Annotated in this window: 20 protein-coding genes; 15 read left to right on the top strand and 5 right to left on the bottom strand. The window is 34.1% G+C overall.

Going from position 1 to position 21,364, the window contains the following annotated elements; all coding sequences use genetic code 11:
* Positions 1-62: 62 nt before the first annotated feature.
* Genes JO950_RS00910 through xrtF form a run of 3 tightly spaced genes read right to left on the bottom strand, consistent with a single transcriptional unit; the run spans position 63 to position 1,477 of the window.
* Positions 63-458, bottom strand: coding sequence for a hypothetical protein (locus JO950_RS00910; RefSeq protein WP_070905918.1), 396 nt, complete (start codon positions 456-458; stop codon positions 63-65).
* Between the two features lie 46 nt (positions 459-504).
* Positions 505-951 (bottom strand): exosortase F system-associated protein, encoded by a 447-nt coding sequence (locus JO950_RS00905; protein ID WP_202700640.1) that lies wholly within the window; start codon positions 949-951, stop codon positions 505-507.
* Positions 941-1,477 (bottom strand): exosortase family protein XrtF, encoded by a 537-nt coding sequence (gene xrtF / locus JO950_RS00900; protein WP_202700639.1) that lies wholly within the window; start codon positions 1,475-1,477, stop codon positions 941-943. The genes JO950_RS00905 and xrtF overlap by 11 nt, the downstream gene beginning before the upstream one ends.
* 72 nt (positions 1,478-1,549) lie before the next feature.
* On the opposite strand from xrtF, the gene JO950_RS00895 reads away from it, so the two are divergent.
* The 14 genes from JO950_RS00895 to rpe all read left to right on the top strand — a co-directional run bounded on the left by JO950_RS00895 (position 1,550) and on the right by rpe (position 17,979).
* Positions 1,550-2,005, top strand: a complete 456-nt coding sequence (locus tag JO950_RS00895) for a GAF domain-containing protein (RefSeq protein WP_202700638.1) — start codon at positions 1,550-1,552, stop codon at positions 2,003-2,005.
* Positions 2,006-2,037: 32 nt separating this feature from the next.
* Positions 2,038-2,982 (top strand): energy transducer TonB, encoded by a 945-nt coding sequence (locus tag JO950_RS00890; RefSeq protein ID WP_202700637.1) that lies wholly within the window; start codon positions 2,038-2,040, stop codon positions 2,980-2,982.
* 155 nt (positions 2,983-3,137) lie between these two features.
* Entirely contained in the window at positions 3,138-3,404 is a 267-nt protein-coding gene (rpsO, locus tag JO950_RS00885) for a 30S ribosomal protein S15 (protein WP_007804772.1), read from the top strand.
* A gap of 163 nt (positions 3,405-3,567) precedes the next feature.
* Positions 3,568-5,703 (top strand): polyribonucleotide nucleotidyltransferase, encoded by a 2,136-nt coding sequence (locus JO950_RS00880; protein WP_202700636.1) that lies wholly within the window; start codon positions 3,568-3,570, stop codon positions 5,701-5,703.
* A 212-nt stretch (positions 5,704-5,915) separates the two neighbouring features.
* Complete coding sequence (locus JO950_RS00875) at positions 5,916-6,308, top strand: hypothetical protein (RefSeq protein ID WP_202700635.1); 393 nt, start codon at positions 5,916-5,918, stop codon at positions 6,306-6,308.
* An 84-nt stretch (positions 6,309-6,392) separates the two neighbouring features.
* Positions 6,393-8,135 carry a tetratricopeptide repeat-containing sensor histidine kinase gene (locus JO950_RS00870; RefSeq protein WP_237732249.1) on the top strand — a complete coding sequence of 581 codons (1,743 nt, stop codon included), beginning with the start codon at positions 6,393-6,395 and terminating at the stop codon, positions 8,133-8,135.
* The gene (locus JO950_RS00865) at positions 8,128-8,874 is read left to right on the top strand and encodes a LytTR family DNA-binding domain-containing protein (protein ID WP_017494813.1); all 747 of its coding nucleotides are present in this window, start codon (positions 8,128-8,130) and stop codon (positions 8,872-8,874) included. Before JO950_RS00870 ends, JO950_RS00865 begins: the two co-directional genes overlap by 8 nt.
* Before the next feature lie 198 nt (positions 8,875-9,072).
* Positions 9,073-9,324: a hypothetical protein gene (locus JO950_RS00860; protein ID WP_202700634.1), complete on the top strand. Its 252-nt coding sequence runs from the start codon at positions 9,073-9,075 to the stop codon at positions 9,322-9,324.
* Positions 9,325-9,562: 238 nt separating this feature from the next.
* Positions 9,563-10,282, top strand: a complete 720-nt coding sequence (locus tag JO950_RS00855) for a hypothetical protein (RefSeq protein WP_202700633.1) — start codon at positions 9,563-9,565, stop codon at positions 10,280-10,282.
* A 20-nt stretch (positions 10,283-10,302) separates the two neighbouring features.
* Positions 10,303-13,038: a carboxypeptidase-like regulatory domain-containing protein gene (locus JO950_RS00850; RefSeq protein ID WP_202700632.1), complete on the top strand. Its 2,736-nt coding sequence runs from the start codon at positions 10,303-10,305 to the stop codon at positions 13,036-13,038.
* A gap of 5 nt (positions 13,039-13,043) precedes the next feature.
* Positions 13,044-14,270 carry a DUF4249 domain-containing protein gene (locus JO950_RS00845; protein ID WP_202700631.1) on the top strand — a complete coding sequence of 409 codons (1,227 nt, stop codon included), beginning with the start codon at positions 13,044-13,046 and terminating at the stop codon, positions 14,268-14,270.
* Positions 14,258-15,994, top strand: coding sequence for a hypothetical protein (locus JO950_RS00840; protein ID WP_202700630.1), 1,737 nt, complete (start codon positions 14,258-14,260; stop codon positions 15,992-15,994). Before JO950_RS00845 ends, JO950_RS00840 begins: the two co-directional genes overlap by 13 nt.
* A 125-nt stretch (positions 15,995-16,119) precedes the next feature.
* The gene (locus JO950_RS00835) at positions 16,120-16,983 is read left to right on the top strand and encodes an RNA polymerase sigma factor RpoD/SigA (RefSeq protein ID WP_007804760.1); all 864 of its coding nucleotides are present in this window, start codon (positions 16,120-16,122) and stop codon (positions 16,981-16,983) included.
* 333 nt (positions 16,984-17,316) lie between these two features.
* A complete protein-coding gene (gene rpe / locus JO950_RS00830) occupies positions 17,317-17,979 on the top strand; it encodes a ribulose-phosphate 3-epimerase (RefSeq protein WP_202700629.1) in 663 nt (220 codons plus the stop codon).
* Between the two features lie 89 nt (positions 17,980-18,068).
* Here rpe and JO950_RS00825 read toward each other — a convergent pair whose 3' ends face one another.
* Positions 18,069-18,908, bottom strand: a complete 840-nt coding sequence (locus JO950_RS00825) for an AraC family transcriptional regulator (protein WP_202700628.1) — start codon at positions 18,906-18,908, stop codon at positions 18,069-18,071.
* A gap of 85 nt (positions 18,909-18,993) precedes the next feature.
* Between JO950_RS00825 and JO950_RS00820 the strand changes: the two genes are divergently transcribed.
* Positions 18,994-20,529: an MFS transporter gene (locus JO950_RS00820; protein ID WP_202700627.1), complete on the top strand. Its 1,536-nt coding sequence runs from the start codon at positions 18,994-18,996 to the stop codon at positions 20,527-20,529.
* Between the two features lie 11 nt (positions 20,530-20,540).
* On the opposite strand, the gene JO950_RS00815 is transcribed toward JO950_RS00820, so the two are convergent.
* Entirely contained in the window at positions 20,541-21,326 is a 786-nt protein-coding gene (locus JO950_RS00815; RefSeq protein WP_202700626.1) for a DNA/RNA non-specific endonuclease, read from the bottom strand.
* Positions 21,327-21,364: the final 38 nt, after the last annotated feature.

Here is a 21,364-nt window from a genome sequence, read left to right as displayed (position 1 = left end):
AAAAGGAGAAATAAACAAACAGCATAGCACAAGCCAAAACGGCCTGGATCTAAACATTAAAATCAGGAATAAAAAATATACTGGTGATACAACTTAAATAAAGGCGGTGCATTGGCATCAGAATAATACGAAATAACCTGATTGCTTTTGAAATTTACAATTCCAAGAAAAGCAATCGGTTGATATTCCTGAACTGCCATAGGAAAAGCAAACTGGAAGAAGAAAAACTTTAAGGTAGCATCATCTGATTTCTTTTCAAAATGAACTACTTTGTCTTTACAACAAGATGATTTTTTTTCAGAGGTTCCGCAACAATTCTTTTCAGGAGCTGCTGCTGTTGTATTCAATGAAACCGAAGCAATCTCTCCGCCACAATAGTGCACATCAAAAGCAAACCCAATATTGGAGACCAATAATAGGAAGGCCAAAAATAATCCGGTACACTTCTTTAGTTTCATACTGCAAAATTATTTAAAAGACTCCAAAAAAAGGCGAAATAAATTGTTATTTTTTTAAATTTTGCTGCTGATAATAAAATGCCGGAATAAACAACAATACAAATATGGGCTGAATAATGAACCTTCGCACATAAAAAAGAAGCCAGTTTCCTTCTGCAAAACATTCAAGAACGACAAAAAACATCCCCAAAAGTATCACCGCAAAAAACACATACAGAAACAAACTAAATCGAAGCATATCCCGATCCTGAAACAAAACATAGATCAATGACAAAGACAAAATAGTATTCAGTACATACCGGAGTAATAAATTCAGAAAAAGAGTAAAATTTTTCACCTCGGGAAATGGTAAATTTTTAAAATCACCGTCAAAATAATCCAAAAACGGGTCATAGAACAGCTGATTCTCAAAAGCTCTGATAACTGCAAAACACAATACAATCGCAACCGCAATTATTAATTTGGACTTATGTTCGAGGATTCTATTTAGCATACTTCGAAAATTTGTTTACCCAAATAATCCACAAAAGAAAAACGAAACCATAAATAATCAAAGGAAACAAAGTTCCGTGCAAGAAATGATTATTTTCCGGGAAACGGAACAATAAAACAACCAATATTGCAATTCTCGCTACATTTAAAACATAAATAGAGAAAATTCCAAATACTATAAACAACAAAGTGGCTTTGAACTTTCCGGAAAAAGCAAGTATAAAAGCAACAAACAAAATCATAACGCTTACCGCATTACAGCCTTCAACAATCCGAACGGAATAGTGCTTATTGTACCAAACCTCCATCCAGGAATCAGTAAGGCTTTTATGAATCTTAATATCACAATTAAAACCCTGCATCAATTGTTCGACATTTTGTCCTACAGTGTTGGTTATTCCATCGACTTCATTTGATCCAAAACCGTTTAGATAAAACTTATATAGCAAGGTGAGTACAATATAGGCTGCAAAAAAAGTGCCTATAAAAATGAGAAAGGGTTTAAACTGTACGAGATATTTTTTCAACGAAAATTTTTTTTCAAATTTATGTATTTTTTGAGTTTAGCTTTAAATACTTTTGTATAAAATCTTAACATTATGACATTCCAAGAATTACAACCAAAAATAAGCGCTATTGTATCTGACACTGTATTAGTTAGAGACGAAAAATTATTAGCAATCTGCCAGTTATTAAACGAGAATATCGAATACTATAATTGGGTTGGTTTTTATTTTGCTAATCACGAGAACAAAACCTTACACTTAGGCCCGTATGTTGGAGCTGAAACAGATCATACCGTTATTCCTTTCGGTAAAGGAATCTGCGGTCAGGTAGCCGAAAGTAACACCAATTTTGTAGTGCCGGATGTTGCAGCGCAGGACAATTATATTGCCTGCAGCTTTACTGTTAAATCTGAAATTGTTGTTCCGTTATTTGTTGATGGAGTAAATATTGGTCAGATTGATATCGACAGTCATGTTATAGATCCGTTTACAGAAGCTGACGAACGATTTTTAGAATTCGTAAATCAGGAAGTTGCCAAACTGTACTAAGAAACTCAAAATACAATTAGCCAAATCAATTTATGAGAAAAAAAATTTTCATTGCTTTAGCATTATTTCCCATATTCCTCTTTTCACAGAATTCTTCAGACAAAATCATTTATCGTGATTCGATTGGAAAAGACGCGTCAAAAGAAGACCATGCTTTTTATACAATAATCAAAGATTATTACACCGACAAAGATTTGTATCAAATTAAAAACTACTATAAATCCGGAGTATTGCAAATGGAAGGGAATTCTAAAACAAAAGATGGAAGCTCAAGAGAAGGAGAATACATTCACTACTACGAAAATGGAAAGAAAAGAAGGACAGAGAACTATATTAAATCAAGATTAAACGGAAATATTTCAGAATGGTATGAAAATGGAAACCCTCTATTAAAAGGCGAATATATTGAATCTAAAAAAGGAATTAGTTCTGAAATGAAGATTTATGACTTTTGGGATGTTAACAATAAGCATAAAGTCATAAATGGAAATGGAACATATGAAGAAAATGGTGAGCCTTTTTCATCAAAAGGAAGCTTAAAAAATGGATTCAAGGATGGCGAATGGAAAATAATAAATAAAAATACCGGCCATCAGTATGATGACATTTACAAAGAAGGAACATTTATTTCTGGCAAAAGCACAGATAATAACGGTATAGAAACACAATATAACATTCTTGAATCAAGACCATTACCTAAAAAGGGAATACAAGATTTTTACAATTTCATAGGGGCAAATTTTTCAAAAACAAAAGAAGCAGTTGCCAATAAAATAAGCGGACGATTAATAATTCAATTTGTAATTGAAAAAGATGGTAAAATAACTGAACCCAAAATACTAAAACCACTAGGGTATGGCCTGGATGAAGAAGCCATGAGAGTCATTACCAGTTATGAAAATTGGATTCCTGGCCAACAAAGAGGCATCCCTGTTAGAGTCAATTACTCTATACCTTTAACAGTAACATACAAGTAAAACAAATTAAGGCCGCAAATTGTTCGAAAACAAAAATTACTGTTCTTTTTGAGATTCTTTTATTTTTGTTTGATTTTTTTGTTTTTTTAATCTAATTTTGCACCCGTCTTACAAAAGTTGTATGACATACATAAAAATCATTAAACAATATTGGAATGTATTTAACTAAAGAAAAGAAAGAAGAGATTTTCGCACAACACGGTGGTGCAACAAACACTGGAAGCGCAGAAGGTCAGATTGCATTGTTCACTTACAGAATTTCACACTTAACTGAACACTTGAAAAAAAATCGTCACGATTACAACACTGAGCGTTCACTTGTACTATTAGTAGGTAAGAGAAGAGCTTTGTTGGACTACTTGAAAAAGAAAGAGATCAACAGATATCGTGAGATTATCAAAGTATTGAATATCAGAAAATAATCAATATAGAAAAGAGGTGCGAGAGTGCCTCTTTTTGTTTTTACATTACAAGCATTTTATAAGAAAAAAAGTTTGGTTTTTCATTGGGTTTTAGAACAATAACTACACACAACAACAACTACAACACAACTAAAACCCATTGTATAATCAAAAAGGAAAAATTATGATTCCACAATTATTTGTAGAAAAAATCGATTTAGGTGATGGCAGAAGCATCACAATCGAGACAGGACGTTTAGCCAAACAAGCAGACGGTTCTGTAGTAGTAAGAATGGGCGATACGATGATTCTTGCAACAGCAGTTTCAGCTCGCACTTCAAACCCGGGCGTTGATTTTTTACCTTTAACGGTAGATTATCGCGAAAAATTTGCAGCAGCAGGTCGTTTTCCAGGTGGTTTCTTTAAAAGAGAAGCTCGTCCAAGTGATAGCGAAGTATTGACAATGAGATTAGTTGACCGTGTTCTACGTCCGCTTTTCCCAGACAATTACCATGCTGAAACTCAGGTTATGATTCAATTAATGTCTCATGACGAAGAGGTTATGCCGGACGCTTTAGCTGGTTTAGCGGCATCTGCAGCGTTAGCTGTTTCAGATATCCCTTTTTATAACTTAATTTCTGAAGTACGTGTTGCACGTATCGACGGAAAACTGGTCATCAACCCAAGCAGAGAAGAATTAGAGAAATCCGATATCGATATGATGATTGGAGCTTCTATGGATTCTGTGGCAATGGTTGAAGGTGAAATGAAAGAAATTTCGGAAGCCGAAATGATCGAAGCTATTAAATTTGCTCACGAAGCTATTAAAGTTCAAATTCAGGCGCAATTGCGTTTGCAGGCTGCTTTTGGGAAAAAAGAAATTCGTACTTACGAAGGTGAGAAAGAAAACGAAGAAATTTACAAAAAAGTAAAAGCTGCAGCATACGATAAAATTTATGCTATTGCAAAAGTTGGTTCCGCTAAACACGAAAGAGGTGCTGCATTTGCTGAAGTAAAAGAAGAAGTAAAAGCTTTGTTTACTGAAGAAGAATTGGCTGCTGATGGTGATTTAGTTTCTAAATACTTTTACAAAACAAACAAAGAAGCTGTTCGTAATGTAGTTTTAGAATTAGGCGTTCGTTTAGACGGAAGAAAAACAACAGATATCAGACCAATCTGGTGTGAAACGGATTATTTACCAAGAGTTCACGGATCTTCATTGTTTACACGTGGAGAAACTCAGGCGTTGGCTACAGTAACTTTAGGAACTTCAAGAGAAGCAAATCAAATTGATTCTCCATCTGAACAAGGTGAAGAGAAATTCTATTTACACTATAACTTCCCTCCTTTCTCAACTGGTGAAGCAAAACCTCTAAGAGGAACTTCAAGAAGAGAAGTAGGTCACGGTAACTTAGCTCAGAGAGCTTTGAAAAACATGATTCCAGCAGATTGTCCTTACACTATTCGTGTGGTTTCTGAAGTATTAGAATCTAACGGTTCTTCTTCTATGGCAACCGTTTGTGCCGGAACAATGGCTTTGATGGATGCAGGAGTTCAAATGGTAAAACCGGTTTCCGGAATTGCTATGGGATTAATTACTGATGGTGAGAAATTTGCTGTATTATCAGATATTTTAGGAGATGAAGATCACTTAGGAGATATGGACTTTAAAGTAACCGGAACTGCTGATGGTATCACTGCTTGTCAAATGGATATCAAAATTGACGGTTTACGTTACGACATTATGGAGCAGGCTTTAAGCCAGGCTCGTGATGGACGTTTACATATCTTAGGTAAATTAACCGAAACTATCGCTACACCAAGAGCTGACGTTAAAGCACATGCACCAAAAATCATTACCAGAACTATTCCTGGAAACTTTATTGGAGCATTGATCGGACCTGGTGGAAAAGTAATTCAGGAATTACAAAAAGCTACGGGAACTACTATTGTAATCAACGAAGTTGACGAACAAGGTGTAATCGAAATCTTAGGTACAGATCCTGCCGGAATTGAAGCGGTATTGGCAAAAATTAAGTCAATTACCTTCAAACCACAAATGGGAGAAGCTTACGAAGTAAAAGTAATTAAAATGTTAGATTTTGGAGCTGTAGTTGAATATACTGCTGCACCAGGAAATGAAGTTTTATTACACGTTTCTGAATTAGCATGGGAACGCACTGAAAACGTAACTGATGTTGTAAACATGGGTGACGTATTCCAAGTAAAATACTTAGGTGTTGATCCAAAAACTAAAAAAGAAAAAGTGTCAAGAAAAGCACTTTTACAAAGACCTCCACGTGAGGAGAAAAAAGAGTAATCAGATCTTAGTTTACTAAAGGTTTATTCATAGAAAACCCCAATTCATGCATTTGAATTGGGGTTTTTCGTTTTTATGGCATTTTCTAACTAAAATTTGCCTTGGTTACTAGAAAAATCACAAAAAAACACGACAAACCTTACATTTATATGTGAAAATAAAATATCTTTAACACACCAAAAAAACAGATTAATAATCCTTAAAACACCACTATGAACTTCAACGTTACCCAAATCACAAGAATTAATCAGCAAGATTTTGTATTTTCAGACAAAAGCAACCTTACTTTCCCAATTCCACCTTTAGCTTCAGCACAGCTTTACAGAAATCAAGGAATCCTTACTTTAAAAATCTGTGCTACCGTTTACATCAACTCTAAGGATTCAGCTGCCCCATCAGTTGGTACACTAATAGAAAACGATACTAATATCGAAGTCTATTTTGACTATACATGGGATGAAAGCACACCAGATACCTATGATGTTTGGTATATTGAAATCGATTATATTTCTGACAGAATTAGCCAAATTACATCTGTTACATCTTATTTACGAAATCTGGACCCTGAAACTTCTAGAGGAACTAAAACTGGAGTTGCAGATTAGAACATAAAAAGGTATGGTGTAATAAATAAATTTAACACACCATACCTTTCTCTTTTTATTATACAAAACCAATATTATCGAAAAATGCACAAACTTAAAATTATCATCATTTCGGTTCTGTGTTTATTCTCTATATCATCTCACGCCAGAATACAATCAAGTACTAGTAATTTTAACGAAGTGCTTAAAATAAAGGCGTCCCAATTTAAAAAAGAAACCAATTTCAACAAAGCTCAATATTTCTTTATAAACAAAAAATGGGACTCTACTTTAGTGTATTCAATGAAACAATTAAGCTCAAGTAGGAATAAGGAATTAACCGATTATTGCCACTATTTAAGAGGATATTCATTTAAAAACTTAAAACTTTTTAAAGAAGCTAAAGCTGAAATGAATTTAATTTCTGAAAGTTTTGCATTTTACCCACTAGTAAATAAGGTTTTAGGTCAGGTTTCGCTCGAATTGAAAGAATTCGAAAAAGCAATCTACTATTTTTCGAAAGTAGAAAAATTTCTAATAACAAATAAAAGTTTAGATTATCGAATAAGTTCTATTTATGAAAATCTGGGAGTTTGTTATCTACATCTTAATCAATTTAACAAAAGTGAAGAATACCTATTTAAAAGTAAAGAAATAAACGAGAAAGAAAACGACCCTCTTTCACTTACGCTATTGTACCAAAATATTGCAAATCTATATTATTTACAATATAAAGATGAAAAAGCTATACTATATTTCAAGAAAGCCTATATCTTTTCTAAGAAAATAAAAGATTTCGATAAAAAAGAAAGTACCGCATTCAATATGTCAATGGTTGAAGAAAACAGAGGAAATTACAAAAAAGCTTTAGAATATAGAAAAGAGTCTGCCCAATGGAAAGACTCCCTCAACAATCAAAACAAAATCTGGGCCGTTGCCGACTTTGAGAAAAAGTTTGCTGTAGCCCAAAAGCAAAAACAAATAAAAGTACTTGAAATCGAAAACAAACTAAAAAACACACAGCGTAACGGTTTGTTTTTTGCTGCTGTTGGTTTATTATTGATTTTAACGGCAGGGGTTTATCTCTACGCCCAAAAAGTAAAAAACGGTAAGACTATTTTACGTCAAAAAAATAAACTTGACGAATTAAACGCTACCAAAGATCAGTTGTTTTCAATTGTGAGTCATGATTTACGTTCGTCTGTAAATGCTTTGAAGACCAGCAACACTAAATTATCTTCTACACTGGAAACCAAAAACTACGATGAATTAAACCAGCTCATCATTCAAAACAGTACTATTGCAAATGGCGCTTACACTTTGTTAGACAATTTATTGCATTGGGCCATGTTACAAACCAAACAATTGTACTTTCAAAAAGAATCCATTCACTTGTACTCTGTCGTTCAGCAAATTGAACACAACTACAAACCTTTATTACTGGACAAAGCCATTACTTTTGAAAATTCGGTCTCAAAAAATAGTTTTATCTTTGTAGACCTCGATTCGTTAAAAATTGTACTTCGAAATTTATTGGACAATGCTATTAAATTCTCGAATGAAAATAGCAAAATCAGCTTTTATACTCAGGAAACCAACCCTGATTTTTGCGAACTCATTATTCAGGACAATGGTATCGGAATGAGCGAAAGTACCATTCAGGAATTACTCGCTGACAATGCTTTACTCGCCAAAAAAAACAACTCTGAAATTATCGGTACTGGTTTAGGTTTGCAGCTGTGCAAACAAATGATCAAAAAAAATGGCGGAACACTAGCCATAGAAAGTGAACTCAATATAGGAACTAAAATGATTTTGACTTTCCCAAAAACAAAAAACAATGGATAATATTCATGTATTAATTATAGAAGACACCCCTGAACAAAGTGATGCTCTGCGTAAAGTACTGCTCCAAAACAATTATAAGGTTGTAGGCATAGCAACTAATTTTGCTGATGCGTTAAAACTTTTTTACGAAAATACCATCGACATTATAATTATTGATATTTTCTTAGACGGGAAACCGGAAGGAATCACATTTGCTGAATCGATTAACATTATTCCAAATGCAGCAAAACCGTTTGTGTTTTTAACCAGCTCACAAGACCGTCAGATTTTTGAAAAAGCCAAGCTTACAAAACCGTTCAGCTTTTTACTAAAACCTTTTAATGAACTGGAAATTCTTTATGCCATAGAAATGGCTGTAGAAAAGTTTTATGCTCAAACCGAAGTTTTTCAGACTGAAGAGCAAGATACTGTGATTAGCAACGACTACTTGTTTATAAAAAAGAAGAACTCCTTAAAAAAAGTAGCCTTAAATGATATTCTTTATATTGATGTTGAAGAACGTTATTGCAATATCATAACCGAGAAAGAAAAATTTGTCATTCTGATTTCTTTAACCAAAATCAGCAATCTGTTGGATAAAAACAGATTTATAAAAACACATCGAAATACAATCGTAAACACGAATAAAATTGAAGAAATTATTCTGGCCGATAATCTCATTATTTTAAAAGGTGATCACAAAATAAATCTAAGCGATACCTACAAAGATTTTATAAAAAAGATGAATATTTTGTCATAACAACAGTAAGACGAAAGAATAAAAGCTCAGCAAATCCTCTCTATCCGGGAGGATTTTTTTGTTTTAAAAGAAGAATACCCGACTACAGGGTTTATAGAAAATTTCATGACAAAAAATTCTGCTTTCATGACATTTTTAATTTCCTTCCCGCAAATCGAAATTACTTTTACACCAAGAAATCCAAATTATAAAATCTAAATGAGAATTGAATTAAACAGACCATCGGACATGAAGCTTTTATCTATATTAAAAAAAATAAAAAACAACCCCTGGGTTGGCGTAACTGTCTCTCTTCTCTTTATCATTCCTTGTTTATATAAAATTCTGGACGACATCACGGTTTTCAGAATCGAATATCTTTTGTTAGCCTTCGCATTTCCGATCTACATCAAATCGCTTAAAAAAATATTTGATGACATTTTAGATACCTCAGATGATTTTTCAGATTAAAAAATAAATTTTGCCCCAATTTTATCGAGACACTTTGGCTTAATCTTTTTAAGCTGGAGTGTTTTTTTTTATTTTAAGACAAAACAGGTTTCCAAACTCAATAATACCGCATAAATCACTCGTTTTTTAAGTCAAAAAATAACAACCTTATTAAAATTTAACAAAAACACCACTGTTGTTGATATTTTTTTGATATTTTTGAAGAGCTATAAACCAAAAAATCAAAACCACCAATCCTTTGAAGAAAAACCAAATAAAAGGTCAATATATAATTTTATTGGCCTTATTCTTAAATGCATACATAATTTACGGGCAAACCAACAACGAAATCCTAGTATACAACTGGTTTGACAAAAATCTGGGTGTAGAATCGTTAGAATTTGAAAATGGCCCCGCCCATTTAAACTTCGACAAAACAGTCAACAACGAGAACCGGTATTACATTTCCGAAGATTTCAGAAAAGGAAGTATGCAATATCACAATCAAAATTATTCTGATCTGCTACTCAACTACGATACTTATACCGATGAATTGATTATCAAACCATATGGCGAACTTAACTCCACTAAAATTAATCTCTTTACCGAAAACATCAGTTCCTTTAAAATAGGCAATGATAAATTTGTTCATTTAGACATTCCGAATTCAACCACTTTCAGGAAAGGATACTATGAAGAAATCCCGGTAGGAAACAATCTTATTCTTTACATAAAACACTCTAAAGAGAAGAAAAAAAGCAATAAAGCCGAAGTTGATTTAATAGGATATACAGACAGAAAAGAATTTATCCTTTTAAAGCAGAACAATTTTTATCCTGTAAATGATAAAAAAGAGATCATATCCTTATTCCAGGAGAATAAAAGAAAAATAAATGATTTTTATCTGATGTATAGAAATCTCAGAAAAGAAGATGCTGCATTATTTATGAAAAACCTCCTCAAGTACATAAATAACTAAAATCTGTAGCAATTATCCAAATGAGAATATTTACCCTTCTTTTATTATTTTTCGGTTTTAATCAATGCATTTATTCACAAGATCAAAAGATCACCATAAATTACAGCAACATCAATCGGGTTGAAGTTTTAAAAAAAATAGAGGCTTCGACAAATTACAAATTCTACTTTCAAAAGGAATGGATAGATAACAACGTATTAATATCCGGAGATTACTCTAATAAAACCATACAGGATATACTAAGCAAAATCTTTGAAGACACTGATCTGAATTTCTTTATAACCAAAAACAAAGTCATTCTGACCAAGAACAGCATCATTTATGACAAATTTCAAAATGATAAAATTAAGGCCGGCAATATTCCCATCTTTTTTCAACAGTACGATTCTGTAAAGAAGAGCAAAACAGATCAGACCGCTCCTATTGCACTAATTGGAAAGGAAACCATCGATTCTGAAACTGACTTTTACACCATTTCAGGTTATATAACGGACCAAAAAGACGGTAAACCTCTTGCTGACATAACGGTAAAAGCAAAAAATACCACCGCAACAACCGTTACAAATGCTCAGGGATTTTACAGTCTAAAACTACCTGTTGGATTGGCAACAATCGAAATCGAATCGTTATTGTACAATAATACCGCCCGTAAAATAATGATTTACAGTGATGGTACTTTGGATTTTCCGATAATTGAAAAAATAAATCAATTAAAAGAAGTTTTGGTAAAAGGAAAAAACAGTCAAAATATAAGAACTGCCATAACAGGAGTTACGACAATTGAAGCTGAGGGTGTAAAAACCGTTCCTCTGGTTCTGGGAGAAAGAGACGTCTTAAAAATTGCCCTCACCATTCCCGGAATAAAAACTGCAGGAGAAGGCTCTTCAGGATTTAATGTAAGAGGAGGAAAAGAAGATCAAAACCTAATGTTACTGGACAACGGAACGATATACAACCCTGCTCATCTTTTTGGTTTTTTCTCTTCCTTAAACCCTTACACCATCAATAAAGTTGATATTTACAAAGGAGGTATCCCGTCAGAATTCGGCGGCAGATTGTCATCGGTTTTTGACATTACTTCTAAAAACGGAAACACAGAGAAATTTTCGGGCGAAGGAGGAATTGGTCCGGTTACGAGTAACCTGACCGCTTCAATTCCCGTTGTAAAAGGAAAAGCAAGCTTACTATTGGGAGGAAGAGCCACTTATTCTGATTGGATTTTAAAAAGCTTAGACGATGAAAACCTCAAAAACAGTCAGGCCTCTTTTTATGATTTGTTTGCAAAATACAGTCATAAAATAAACCAAAACAATACTATTGAAGGTACCGCATATTACAGTAAAGACAAATACACTATTACTCCCGACTCGTTGTACCAATACAGCAACCGTTTGATTTCTTTAAAATGGAAACATGCTTTTAATGAGAAAAACAACAGTGAATTTAATGTCTCCAATAGCGAGTACAAATTCAGTATTGATTATCAATCTGTCAATCCTGAATCCTTTATTTTCAAATATAAAATAACTGAAACTCAGGCGAGTCTTAAATTCAATAGCGAATTGAACAGTAAACATAAATTTACTTACGGAATATCAAGTAAATTATACGGCGTTAATCCCGGGGAACTTAATCCAAATGGGGAAACTTCGATAGTGACACCTATAAAAGTGGATGACGAAAAGGGACTGGAATCGGCATTGTTTTTCTCTGATAAATTTAAAATTACGGAGAAACTATTATTAGATATCGGAGCACGATATTCCTTCTACGCGGCTTTAGGAGCAGCTACGCAGAAAATTTACAAAGAAGATGCCCCAAAGACTCCTTCAACAGTTGTAGAAGAAAAAACGTATGGCAATAATAAAGTAATTACGACTTATGGAGGTTTTGAACCAAGGCTTGCTTTGCGCTATATAATTGATGAAAGTCTATTTGTAAAAGCCGGTTTCGATAAAAACTACCAATACATCCATTTGTTAACCAACAACACAACCCAATCGCCTACAGACACCTGGAAGCTATCTGACTTAAATGTAAAACCGCAAAGCGGATTACAGTATTCTCTTGGGATTTTCAAAAAACTGGATTATAAAGATATTGAGTTAAGCCTGGAAGGATACTACAAAACTTCTAAAAATATACTCGATTACAAAGTTGGAGCCAACTTACTTTTAAACAAGGATCTTGAAACGGAATTACTTCAAGGTAATGGAAAGGCTTACGGTGTAGAGTTTTTACTAAAAAAATCAACCGGAAGACTTAATGGCTGGCTTGGGTACACTTATTCCAGAACCTTTATAAAACTGGACAGCAAGTTTAACGATGAAAAGGTGAATAATAGCACTTACTTTCCAACTAATTTCGATAAGCCGCATGATGTAAGTATTGTCATGAATTACAAATTTACACACCGCTATAGTTTTTCTTCCAATTTCGTATACCAAACGGGAAGACCTATAACTTATCCAATCGGAAAGTACAATTATAATGGTGCAGAATACACACTGTATAGCGATCGTAACAAATACAGAATACCGGACTATTATAGATTAGACATCGGATTGAATATTGAAGGCAATCACAAAATAAAAAAATTAGCCCACAGTTTCTGGAACATCTCCATTTACAATGTATTGGGACGTAATAACCCTTATTCTATCTTTTTCGTAACAAAAGAAGGCCAGGTAAAAGCCTACCAAACCTCTATTTTCTCTGTTCCGATACCAACAATTACCTATAATTTTAAATTTTAGAAATTATGAAAAAGATCTTACACTACGGATTTCTTATAACGATACTTCTTTCAATTGTATTGGGATGCACTACACCCTATTCGTACCAAACCAATGGCTTCGAAGATGCTCTGGTAATAGAAGCCACTATCACTGATCAATATAAAAACCATCAAATTAAATTGTCCAGAACGTATAAACTTGACGGAAAGAAACCAACCTTTGAAAGTAAAGCGGTGGTATATGTTACCGATGATCTGGGTAATAAATACGATTTTCAGGAAAAAAATGAGGCCTATATTTCCGTAAACCAATTTCAGGCCAGTCCCGGTAGAGCCTATCAATTGCATATCCTTACAAAAAACGGAAGAAGCTACGTCTCGAATGAAGAGAAATTGCCACAACAGACTCAGATCGATAAAGTAGAAGCAAAAGCAGTAACAAAAAAAGGTGTATTAGGAGTTGAAATTACTGTAAACAGCAACGATCCCACAAACAAATCCCGATACTACAGATACGAATACGACGAAACGTATAAAATAATTGCACCTAAAGTTTATTCTAAAAAAGCCGTTGCTGTCTTTTTTCCTCCAGGCTCCAATCCAAAAGGACAAATTGTATTTGAAGACAGGACAACAGAAGTTAGAATTTGTTATTCCGATAAAAAATCTAATGAATTAATTCTAACCAATACGAACCAGTTAAGTGAAGACAGAGTTACTGATTTTCCAATTAAATTCATTAGCAGCAAAGACCCGATCATCAGAAGCAGATACAGCATATTAGTCAAACAATATGTTCAGAATCTTGCTGCCCATACTTTTTACGAAACCCTAAAAGAGATTTCTGACATTGGGAGCATTCTATCACAAACCCAACCCGGCTTTTTTTATGGAAACATAAATCCTGTTGACAATCCAGGCGAAAAAGTGATTGGATTCTTTAATGTGTCCTCCTATTCCGAAAAAAGACTCTTTTTTAATTTTACCGATCTTTTCCCAAAAGAACCAATACCTAAATATCAATATGATTGTCCCTCTCCAGTTCCTGAAAATGAAATAGACCAATTTTACTTTAATTATTGTTTCAGTTCTTCAGCCGAATGTCAGGGGAATGATATCCTAGACCTAATCAAATCAGGAATTAAAGTTTATTTTCCTAACGAAACGCCTCAGTATCTATTGTATCCCGTAGAATGCGGAGATTGCACTTCATTTTCATCAAACATAAAACCATCATTTTGGATAGACTAAAATACATAACCATCATAGCTATAGCAATGAGCTTTCAGCAAATTTTGTTTGCTCAGAAGAACAATGCCGTAACGGAACTGAATACAATAGATCAAAACCTTAAGGAATCCATTTACATCAGTACAAACGCTAATTCCTATATCACCGGAGAATCTTTGTTCTACAAGATTTTCTGTGTCAATAAATCAACAAATGAAATGTCGAAATATAGCAAAATTGCTTACTTGCAGCTGGTCGACAAAAACAAAACAACAGTTCTTACCCATAAATTGTTTCTCGAAAACGGAACCGCCAGCAGCGACTTTTTCATTCCAACAACTCTGGAAACCGGAAACTATAAAATTATAGGATACACCAACTGGATGTTGAACAAAGAGGTCTCAGATTATTGCAATATTGACATTTATATCCTAAATCCTTACAAGGATAAACCTGTAAATACCGTTTCTCAAAAAGAAGTAACTTTACCCGAAACGATAACAAACAAAGACATCTCTTTTAATTTAAGACGCAAAACTTACAAAAACAGAGATCAGGCAGAGTTGCAAATCATCAGTAATTCTGATGAATTTACAAAGGGAAATTATGTGCTTTCAGTAAGAAAAGCAGATGGTTTTGTAGCTCAAACGAAAATCAATTTCGGAGAACTTGGTGGAGGCAATACTTCTAAAATCCTTCAAACAGAAATAAAAAACCCTAATTTTCTATTGCCGGAATTACGTGGTGAGCTAATTTCCGGAAAAATACAATCCAGCAATGCTGACATAAAAAATAAAAAAGTAGCTCTTTCAATAGTGGGCAAAAATTATACATTGAAGCTTGCCAAAACAGATAATGAAGGAAATTTTATTTTTAATCTGGAAAAGCCGAACTCAAACTCCAATGTAATTGTTCAAATTCTGGAAGACAACAAACAGGATTATACTATTGAAATGGACAAACCGAAAAATATCAATTTTTCAAATTTAAGCTTTCCGGAATTTCAGTTCAATTCAGACTTTAAACAGAATATTTCAGAAAGACTGATTTCTACTCAAATAGAAAACGCTTATTACAATCTTAAAAAAGACAGCATATTAGCCTCAAAGGATACCATTCCTTTTTACAAAAATTTATCAAAAGAGTTTAAACTGGACGCTTTTACACGATTCGCAACTATGGAAGAAACGATAACTGAAGTTGTGAAAGGCGTCTATTTTTCAAAAGATAAAAACAACTATGCCATTCATGTTTACGACTACGATCCTAATTACGAATCTGCCCTACCTACCTTAATAATCGTAGACGGACTGATCATAGAAGACCTAAACGAACTGTTCCAATACAACCCGAAAAACATCTATAAAATCAATGTTGTAAAAGGAATTTACAATTACGGCGCAAAATCTTTTAACGGTTTAGTGTCGTTTACAACTAAAAATGGCGATTACGAAACCAAACTTAAAGGCAGTTTTATTTTAAGACCTGAACTTCTAAGACCACAGTCTAAAAAAGACTATTTTAAACCTGATTATACCAGCACTAAAAATGAAAGAATTCCTGATTACAGACATCAGCTTCTTTGGGTTCCTAAAGTAGATTTAAGTGATGCAAATTCGAAAATACAATTTTATACCTCAGACGTATCCGGTAAATTTGAAATCACACTGGAAGGATTTTCTGCTTCAGGAAAACCCGTTTTTATAAAAGAGACTATCGAGGTTAAAGAAGTGCTTTCAAATTAGATCGGAAAAGATAAAAAAAACAGCCAAACAATTAATTTGTAAAAATAATTTAAATTAATTGTAACCTTTTTTGAACTCATTACGTATAACCATTTGTACACTTAAAAATTGAGGAGACAAAAAACATGAGACAACTTAAAATCACCAAGCAGGTAACCAATCGTGAAACTGCATCATTAGACAAATACCTACAAGAAATTGGAAAAGTTGACCTAATTACCGCCGATGAAGAGGTAGAATTAGCACAAAGAATAAAAGCCGGTGATCAAAGAGCATTAGAAAAATTAACAAAAGCTAACCTACGTTTCGTTGTATCGGTTGCTAAACAATATCAAAATCAAGGATTAACTCTTCCTGACTTAATTAATGAAGGAAACTTAGGTTTAATTAAAGCCGCTCAGCGTTTTGATGAGACTCGTGGTTTCAAATTCATCTCTTATGCTGTATGGTGGATTCGTCAATCGATCCTGCAGGCTTTGGCAGAACAATCTCGTATTGTTCGTTTACCATTAAACAAAATCGGTTCTATCAATAAAATCAACAAAATGTATGCTTTATTAGAGCAATCTAACGAGCGTCCGCCTTCTGCTGAAGAAATTGCAAAAGAACTTGACATGACTGTAAATGACGTAAAAGAGTCTATGAAAAACTCTGGTCGTCACCTATCAATGGATGCACCTCTTGTTGAAGGTGAAGATTCTAACCTTTATGACGTTTTACGTTCAGGAGAATCTCCAAACCCGGACAGAGAATTAATTCACGAATCATTACGTACTGAAATTGAGCGTTCACTAGAGACATTAACTCCAAGAGAGGCTGATGTTGTTCGTTTGTATTTTGGTCTTGGCGATCAACATCCAATGACTTTAGAAGAAATTGGAGAAACTTTCGACTTAACTCGTGAGCGTGTTCGTCAGATTAAAGAAAAAGCAATCCGTAGATTAAAACATACTTCAAGAAGTAAAATTCTTAAAACTTATCTTGGATAAATTCCAAAGTTCCAATTATAGCAATTCCAAATTCCGATTATTTTGTCGGAATTTGGAATTTATTTCAAAACTACCTATATTGGACGACAAAGCAAACAACAGTTTGATTGACTGTTCGTTTTTTGATTGATGATTGAAACTCCGGCTGATTACCGGAGTTTTTTATTTTATTTTTTTTCTGCAACACTTTTTAAAGATCAGACTTTTAAAAGCACACCGCTTTCTGAATTTATTACTCAACTCAAAACATAAAAACTTTGCATAAATCTTTGCGAGCTTTGCGATTAAAAAAATTAACTTTGCAAAAAAAACAACACAACACACAACTACACAATGAAGAATACACTTATTGCTCCTTCTGTTCTGGCAGCTGATTTTGCTAATTTGCAACGTGATATCGAAATGATCAACAACAGTCAGGCCGACTGGTTTCATATTGATATTATGGACGGAGTTTTTGTTCCGAATATTTCTTTCGGAATGCCGGTTTTAGAAGCTATTTCGAGACATGCTAAAAAAACGATAGACGTACACCTGATGATTGTTGATCCGGATCGTTACATTAAAACTTTTGCCGATTTAGGGGCCAATATCCTAAGCGTACATTATGAAGCCTGCACACACTTACACAGAACATTGCAAGCCATCAAAGCTGAAGGAATGAAAGCAGGAGTTGCAATTAACCCTCACACTAATATTGATTTATTAGAAGATGTAATCAACGATATTGATTTAGTATGCATTATGAGCGTAAATCCTGGTTTTGGAGGTCAGTCGTTCATCGAAAACACTTATACTAAAGTAGAGAAGCTAAAAGCCTTAATTACTCGTAAAAATGCTTCGACCATTATTGAAATTGATGGTGGTGTGACCAGTAAAAATGCCAAACAATTAGTAGAAGCCGGTGCTGATGTTCTGGTTGCCGGAAGCTTTGTTTTTAAAGCCGAAAACCCAACTCAGACTATTGCTGAATTAAAAACTTTGACTACTTTTTAAGGTCTGCAAGAAATAAAAAAATACAAGCCGGAGATTTTCTTCGGCTTTTTTAATACCCCTTTTTAAAGATATTTTTTTCGTTAGAAAAATTAATTCACTGAAACCTTAGCCTTTCTGTATGCAGTCAGACTAACATTTCTATGTTTCTTAAAAAACTTATTAAGATGACTTTCATCGGAAAAACCAAACTCATCCACAATTTCATTAATTCTCATATCACTAAAACTTAGCCGATGCTCAATCAATCGGATCTTATAATTTGAAACAAAAGACTGAATCGTTTCTCCACTATGATTTTTAAAATAGCTCCCCAAATAAGTATCTGATATATCAAACTTCTTGGCCATTACCAACACTTTTAGTTTTTGTGGATAAAAAATATTCGTCTGAATGTAATTGATAATTTCCAAAACCCTTTTATCAGCACTCTCCTTTACACCTGAGGGTTTTATTTTCGCAATGTTCCGGGCAGCAATAACAATAAGTGCGTTTACGTAGTGAATAATTAAATCTTCATCGTAAATATCTTTATTGTCCATCGTATGTAATAATGATTCCGCTATTGATTTAACAAGGTATTCATCTGCTTTTCGGCTCAAAATACAACCTGACAAATGTGATGCATAATGAAATAAACATTCGACGTGATCGATACTTTTTGATTTATATTCTTTAGCATATTCACTATTCAACTTCACTAACAAAAACTCTGTTGTGTTAACAATATCAAATGAATAGCAATCATTTGGTGTCAATAGCATAAGATTTCCGGTTTGATAAGAAATTGCATTTCCATTAATATGAAGAAGTCCTGAACCCGAAATAACATATACCATTTGAAAAAAACTAAGTTGTGAATTTACCAATGGGCATTGATCAGCTCTTTTATAAATCACTTCAACTAATTGATGCAAGTTTTCTTTTCTCATGTTGCAAAAATACTTCTTTAACCTTTAATTGTACTGAAAAAATAACCCTAATCAGTTTATTTTTACTAAAAATTAAATAAAAAAAATGAACCAAAAATTTAACTCCGGCAAAAACAATATCGCTCTAATTGCCATCTGTCTTGCCAATTTAATGTTTTCACTTGAAATTTCAAGTGTACCAGTCATCCTTCCAACACTTGAAAAAGTACTGAATGCAAGCCTTAAAGACATGCAATGGATTATGAACATTTACACCATAGGCTGCACTACCGTTTTAATGGCTGCCGGAACACTGGCAGACCGATACGGAAGAAAACAGGTTCTTATCATTACAACCATTTTATTTGGAGTTTCGTCTTTAATCTGCGGTTTGGCACAAAATGTAGTTTTACTAGTTATAAGCCGATTTTTTCAGGGAATAAGCGGGGGTGCCATGTTGATTTGTCAGGTAGCCGCTTTATCCTACCAATTTCAGGAAGGAAAAGAACGAAGCAGAGCTTTCGGTGCCTGGGGAATTATTCTCGGTATCGGATTAGGTTTTGGCCCCATAATAGGCGGAGCAATCCTGGCGCTACTATCATGGAAATGGGTGTTCCTGGTACATTTTCCAATAGCAATTCTTACTGCGATTCTTATTTACGGCTACGTTAATGAATCTAAAGATACCAACTCAAAAAAAATAGATATTTGGGGCATGATTACATTGTCCATAGCCGTGTTTGGGCTAACGTATTATATTACGCAGGGACCGGATCTTGGGTTTACAAGCCCTACGGCTCTTTGTCTTTTAGGAGTGACGGCACTTAGTTTTATGCTATTTATTGGTGTCGAAAAAACAAATCCCTATCCGATGTTTGACCTCTCAGTATTCAAGATACGTGACTTTTCCGGTGCTATCTTGGGGTCTATCGGTATGAATTTCAGCTTTTGGCCCTTCATCATTTATTTGCCCATCTATTTTCAAAGTTATCTCCACTATGATGTTGTAGCCGTTGGGCTTTCCTTACTTGCCTATACACTGCCCACTTTGGTCATTCCTCCTTTTGCAGAATACCTATCAGCGCGCTACCGTTCAGGCATTGTAATTCCGTTAGGTTTGTTTGTAATCGGATTAGGTTTTATACTTATGAAGTATGGCTGTAGTATAGAAAATGCCAGCTGGCTAACGATGCTTCCAGGTTCTTTACTGGCCGGTATTGGATTAGGACTGACCAATACGCCTGTCACGAATACCACCACAGGCTCCGTTTCTGCAAACCGCTCCGGTATGGCATCAGGAATAGACATGAGTGCCCGATTGATCACTTTAGCTATTAATATTGCCTTAATGGCTTTTATTCTGGTGAACGGAATTTTCTATTATCTAAATACTTCTTTATCAGGAACCATAGACAGAAAAACGCTGTATGCTATAGCCGAAAAAGCAGCAATAGGAAACTTTTCTTCTCTTAATCAACAATATCCACAATTAAAAATAACAGACTCAGCTTCATCGATTCTGCACCTGGCTCTTGCCCATGGTTTCGAAATGGTCTTACTTTATGGAGGATTCGGCGTCTGGATTTTAGCTTTTTTGAGTTTTATCCTTTTTAATCCCGGAAAACCTAAAAGCCGTCTCTAATGTTTGTCACTCTAGAAATCTTTACTACTTTTTAGATTCTTTAAATTGGGAAAGAAATCAATTCCGGTCATTTTCTCAAGAGTCTCAATTGGAACCACAAAATCATAAAGCGACTTATCACTATCCTTGTTCGGAACTAAAAAAGCAATAGCCTTATGTTCCTTTCCGGTTTTGACCAGGATAATTTTATAAAAATACCTAGGAACAGATACTTTTTCTGTTCCTATTTTTTTATCCGAATCTTTCAGAATTCCTCCTGTCACTACATAAATGTCATGATACTTTTCAGCCCAATAACGTGTTTTCTGCTCCAGTCTGTTCCAAATTCCGCTGTTGAAATCGTGATCTTGTGGTGAAATATTTGAAGTGTAAAAAGTATCATTGTAAGCACTCTCATTAAACTCCATATCTCCCGCAGGACAAAGATGCCCCTTATCATAACCCGACTTTTTATAATTCCTCCAATCTGCCGAACCGGTCGTTACTTTTGGATCTTCAATAAAATAAGGGCGCTTATAGTCGGCATTTTTAAGATATTCTTTCTTTAATTCATAAGCAACCCATTCTGCCTGTTCAAATTTTTCATTGTAGGACAATGTGTAATAGTTATGTTTTACAATTTGTCGGGTCGTAGAAGTCGGCAAATATGCCACTGTAAATACGGAATCGGAACTGCTTTGATTCGAAACAAATGGAGTCTGCTTCTCCTGTTCGGGCAGTTTTACACTTTCATTAATTTCTTTTTTACAGGATAACAGCGCAAATCCCAATAAACTCAAAAGGATATAATTTTTCATTTTTTCAGTCAAATATATTTTTATCTGGTTTCCAACAT

Origin of the sequence: Flavobacterium sp. UGB4466 (genome assembly GCF_903469665.1) — a bacterium.
Classification (GTDB): Bacteria; Bacteroidota; Bacteroidia; order Flavobacteriales; family Flavobacteriaceae; genus Flavobacterium; species Flavobacterium lipolyticum.
The sequence above is the reverse complement of the archived record's forward strand: the minus strand, read 5'-3'. Positions and strand labels throughout refer to the sequence as shown.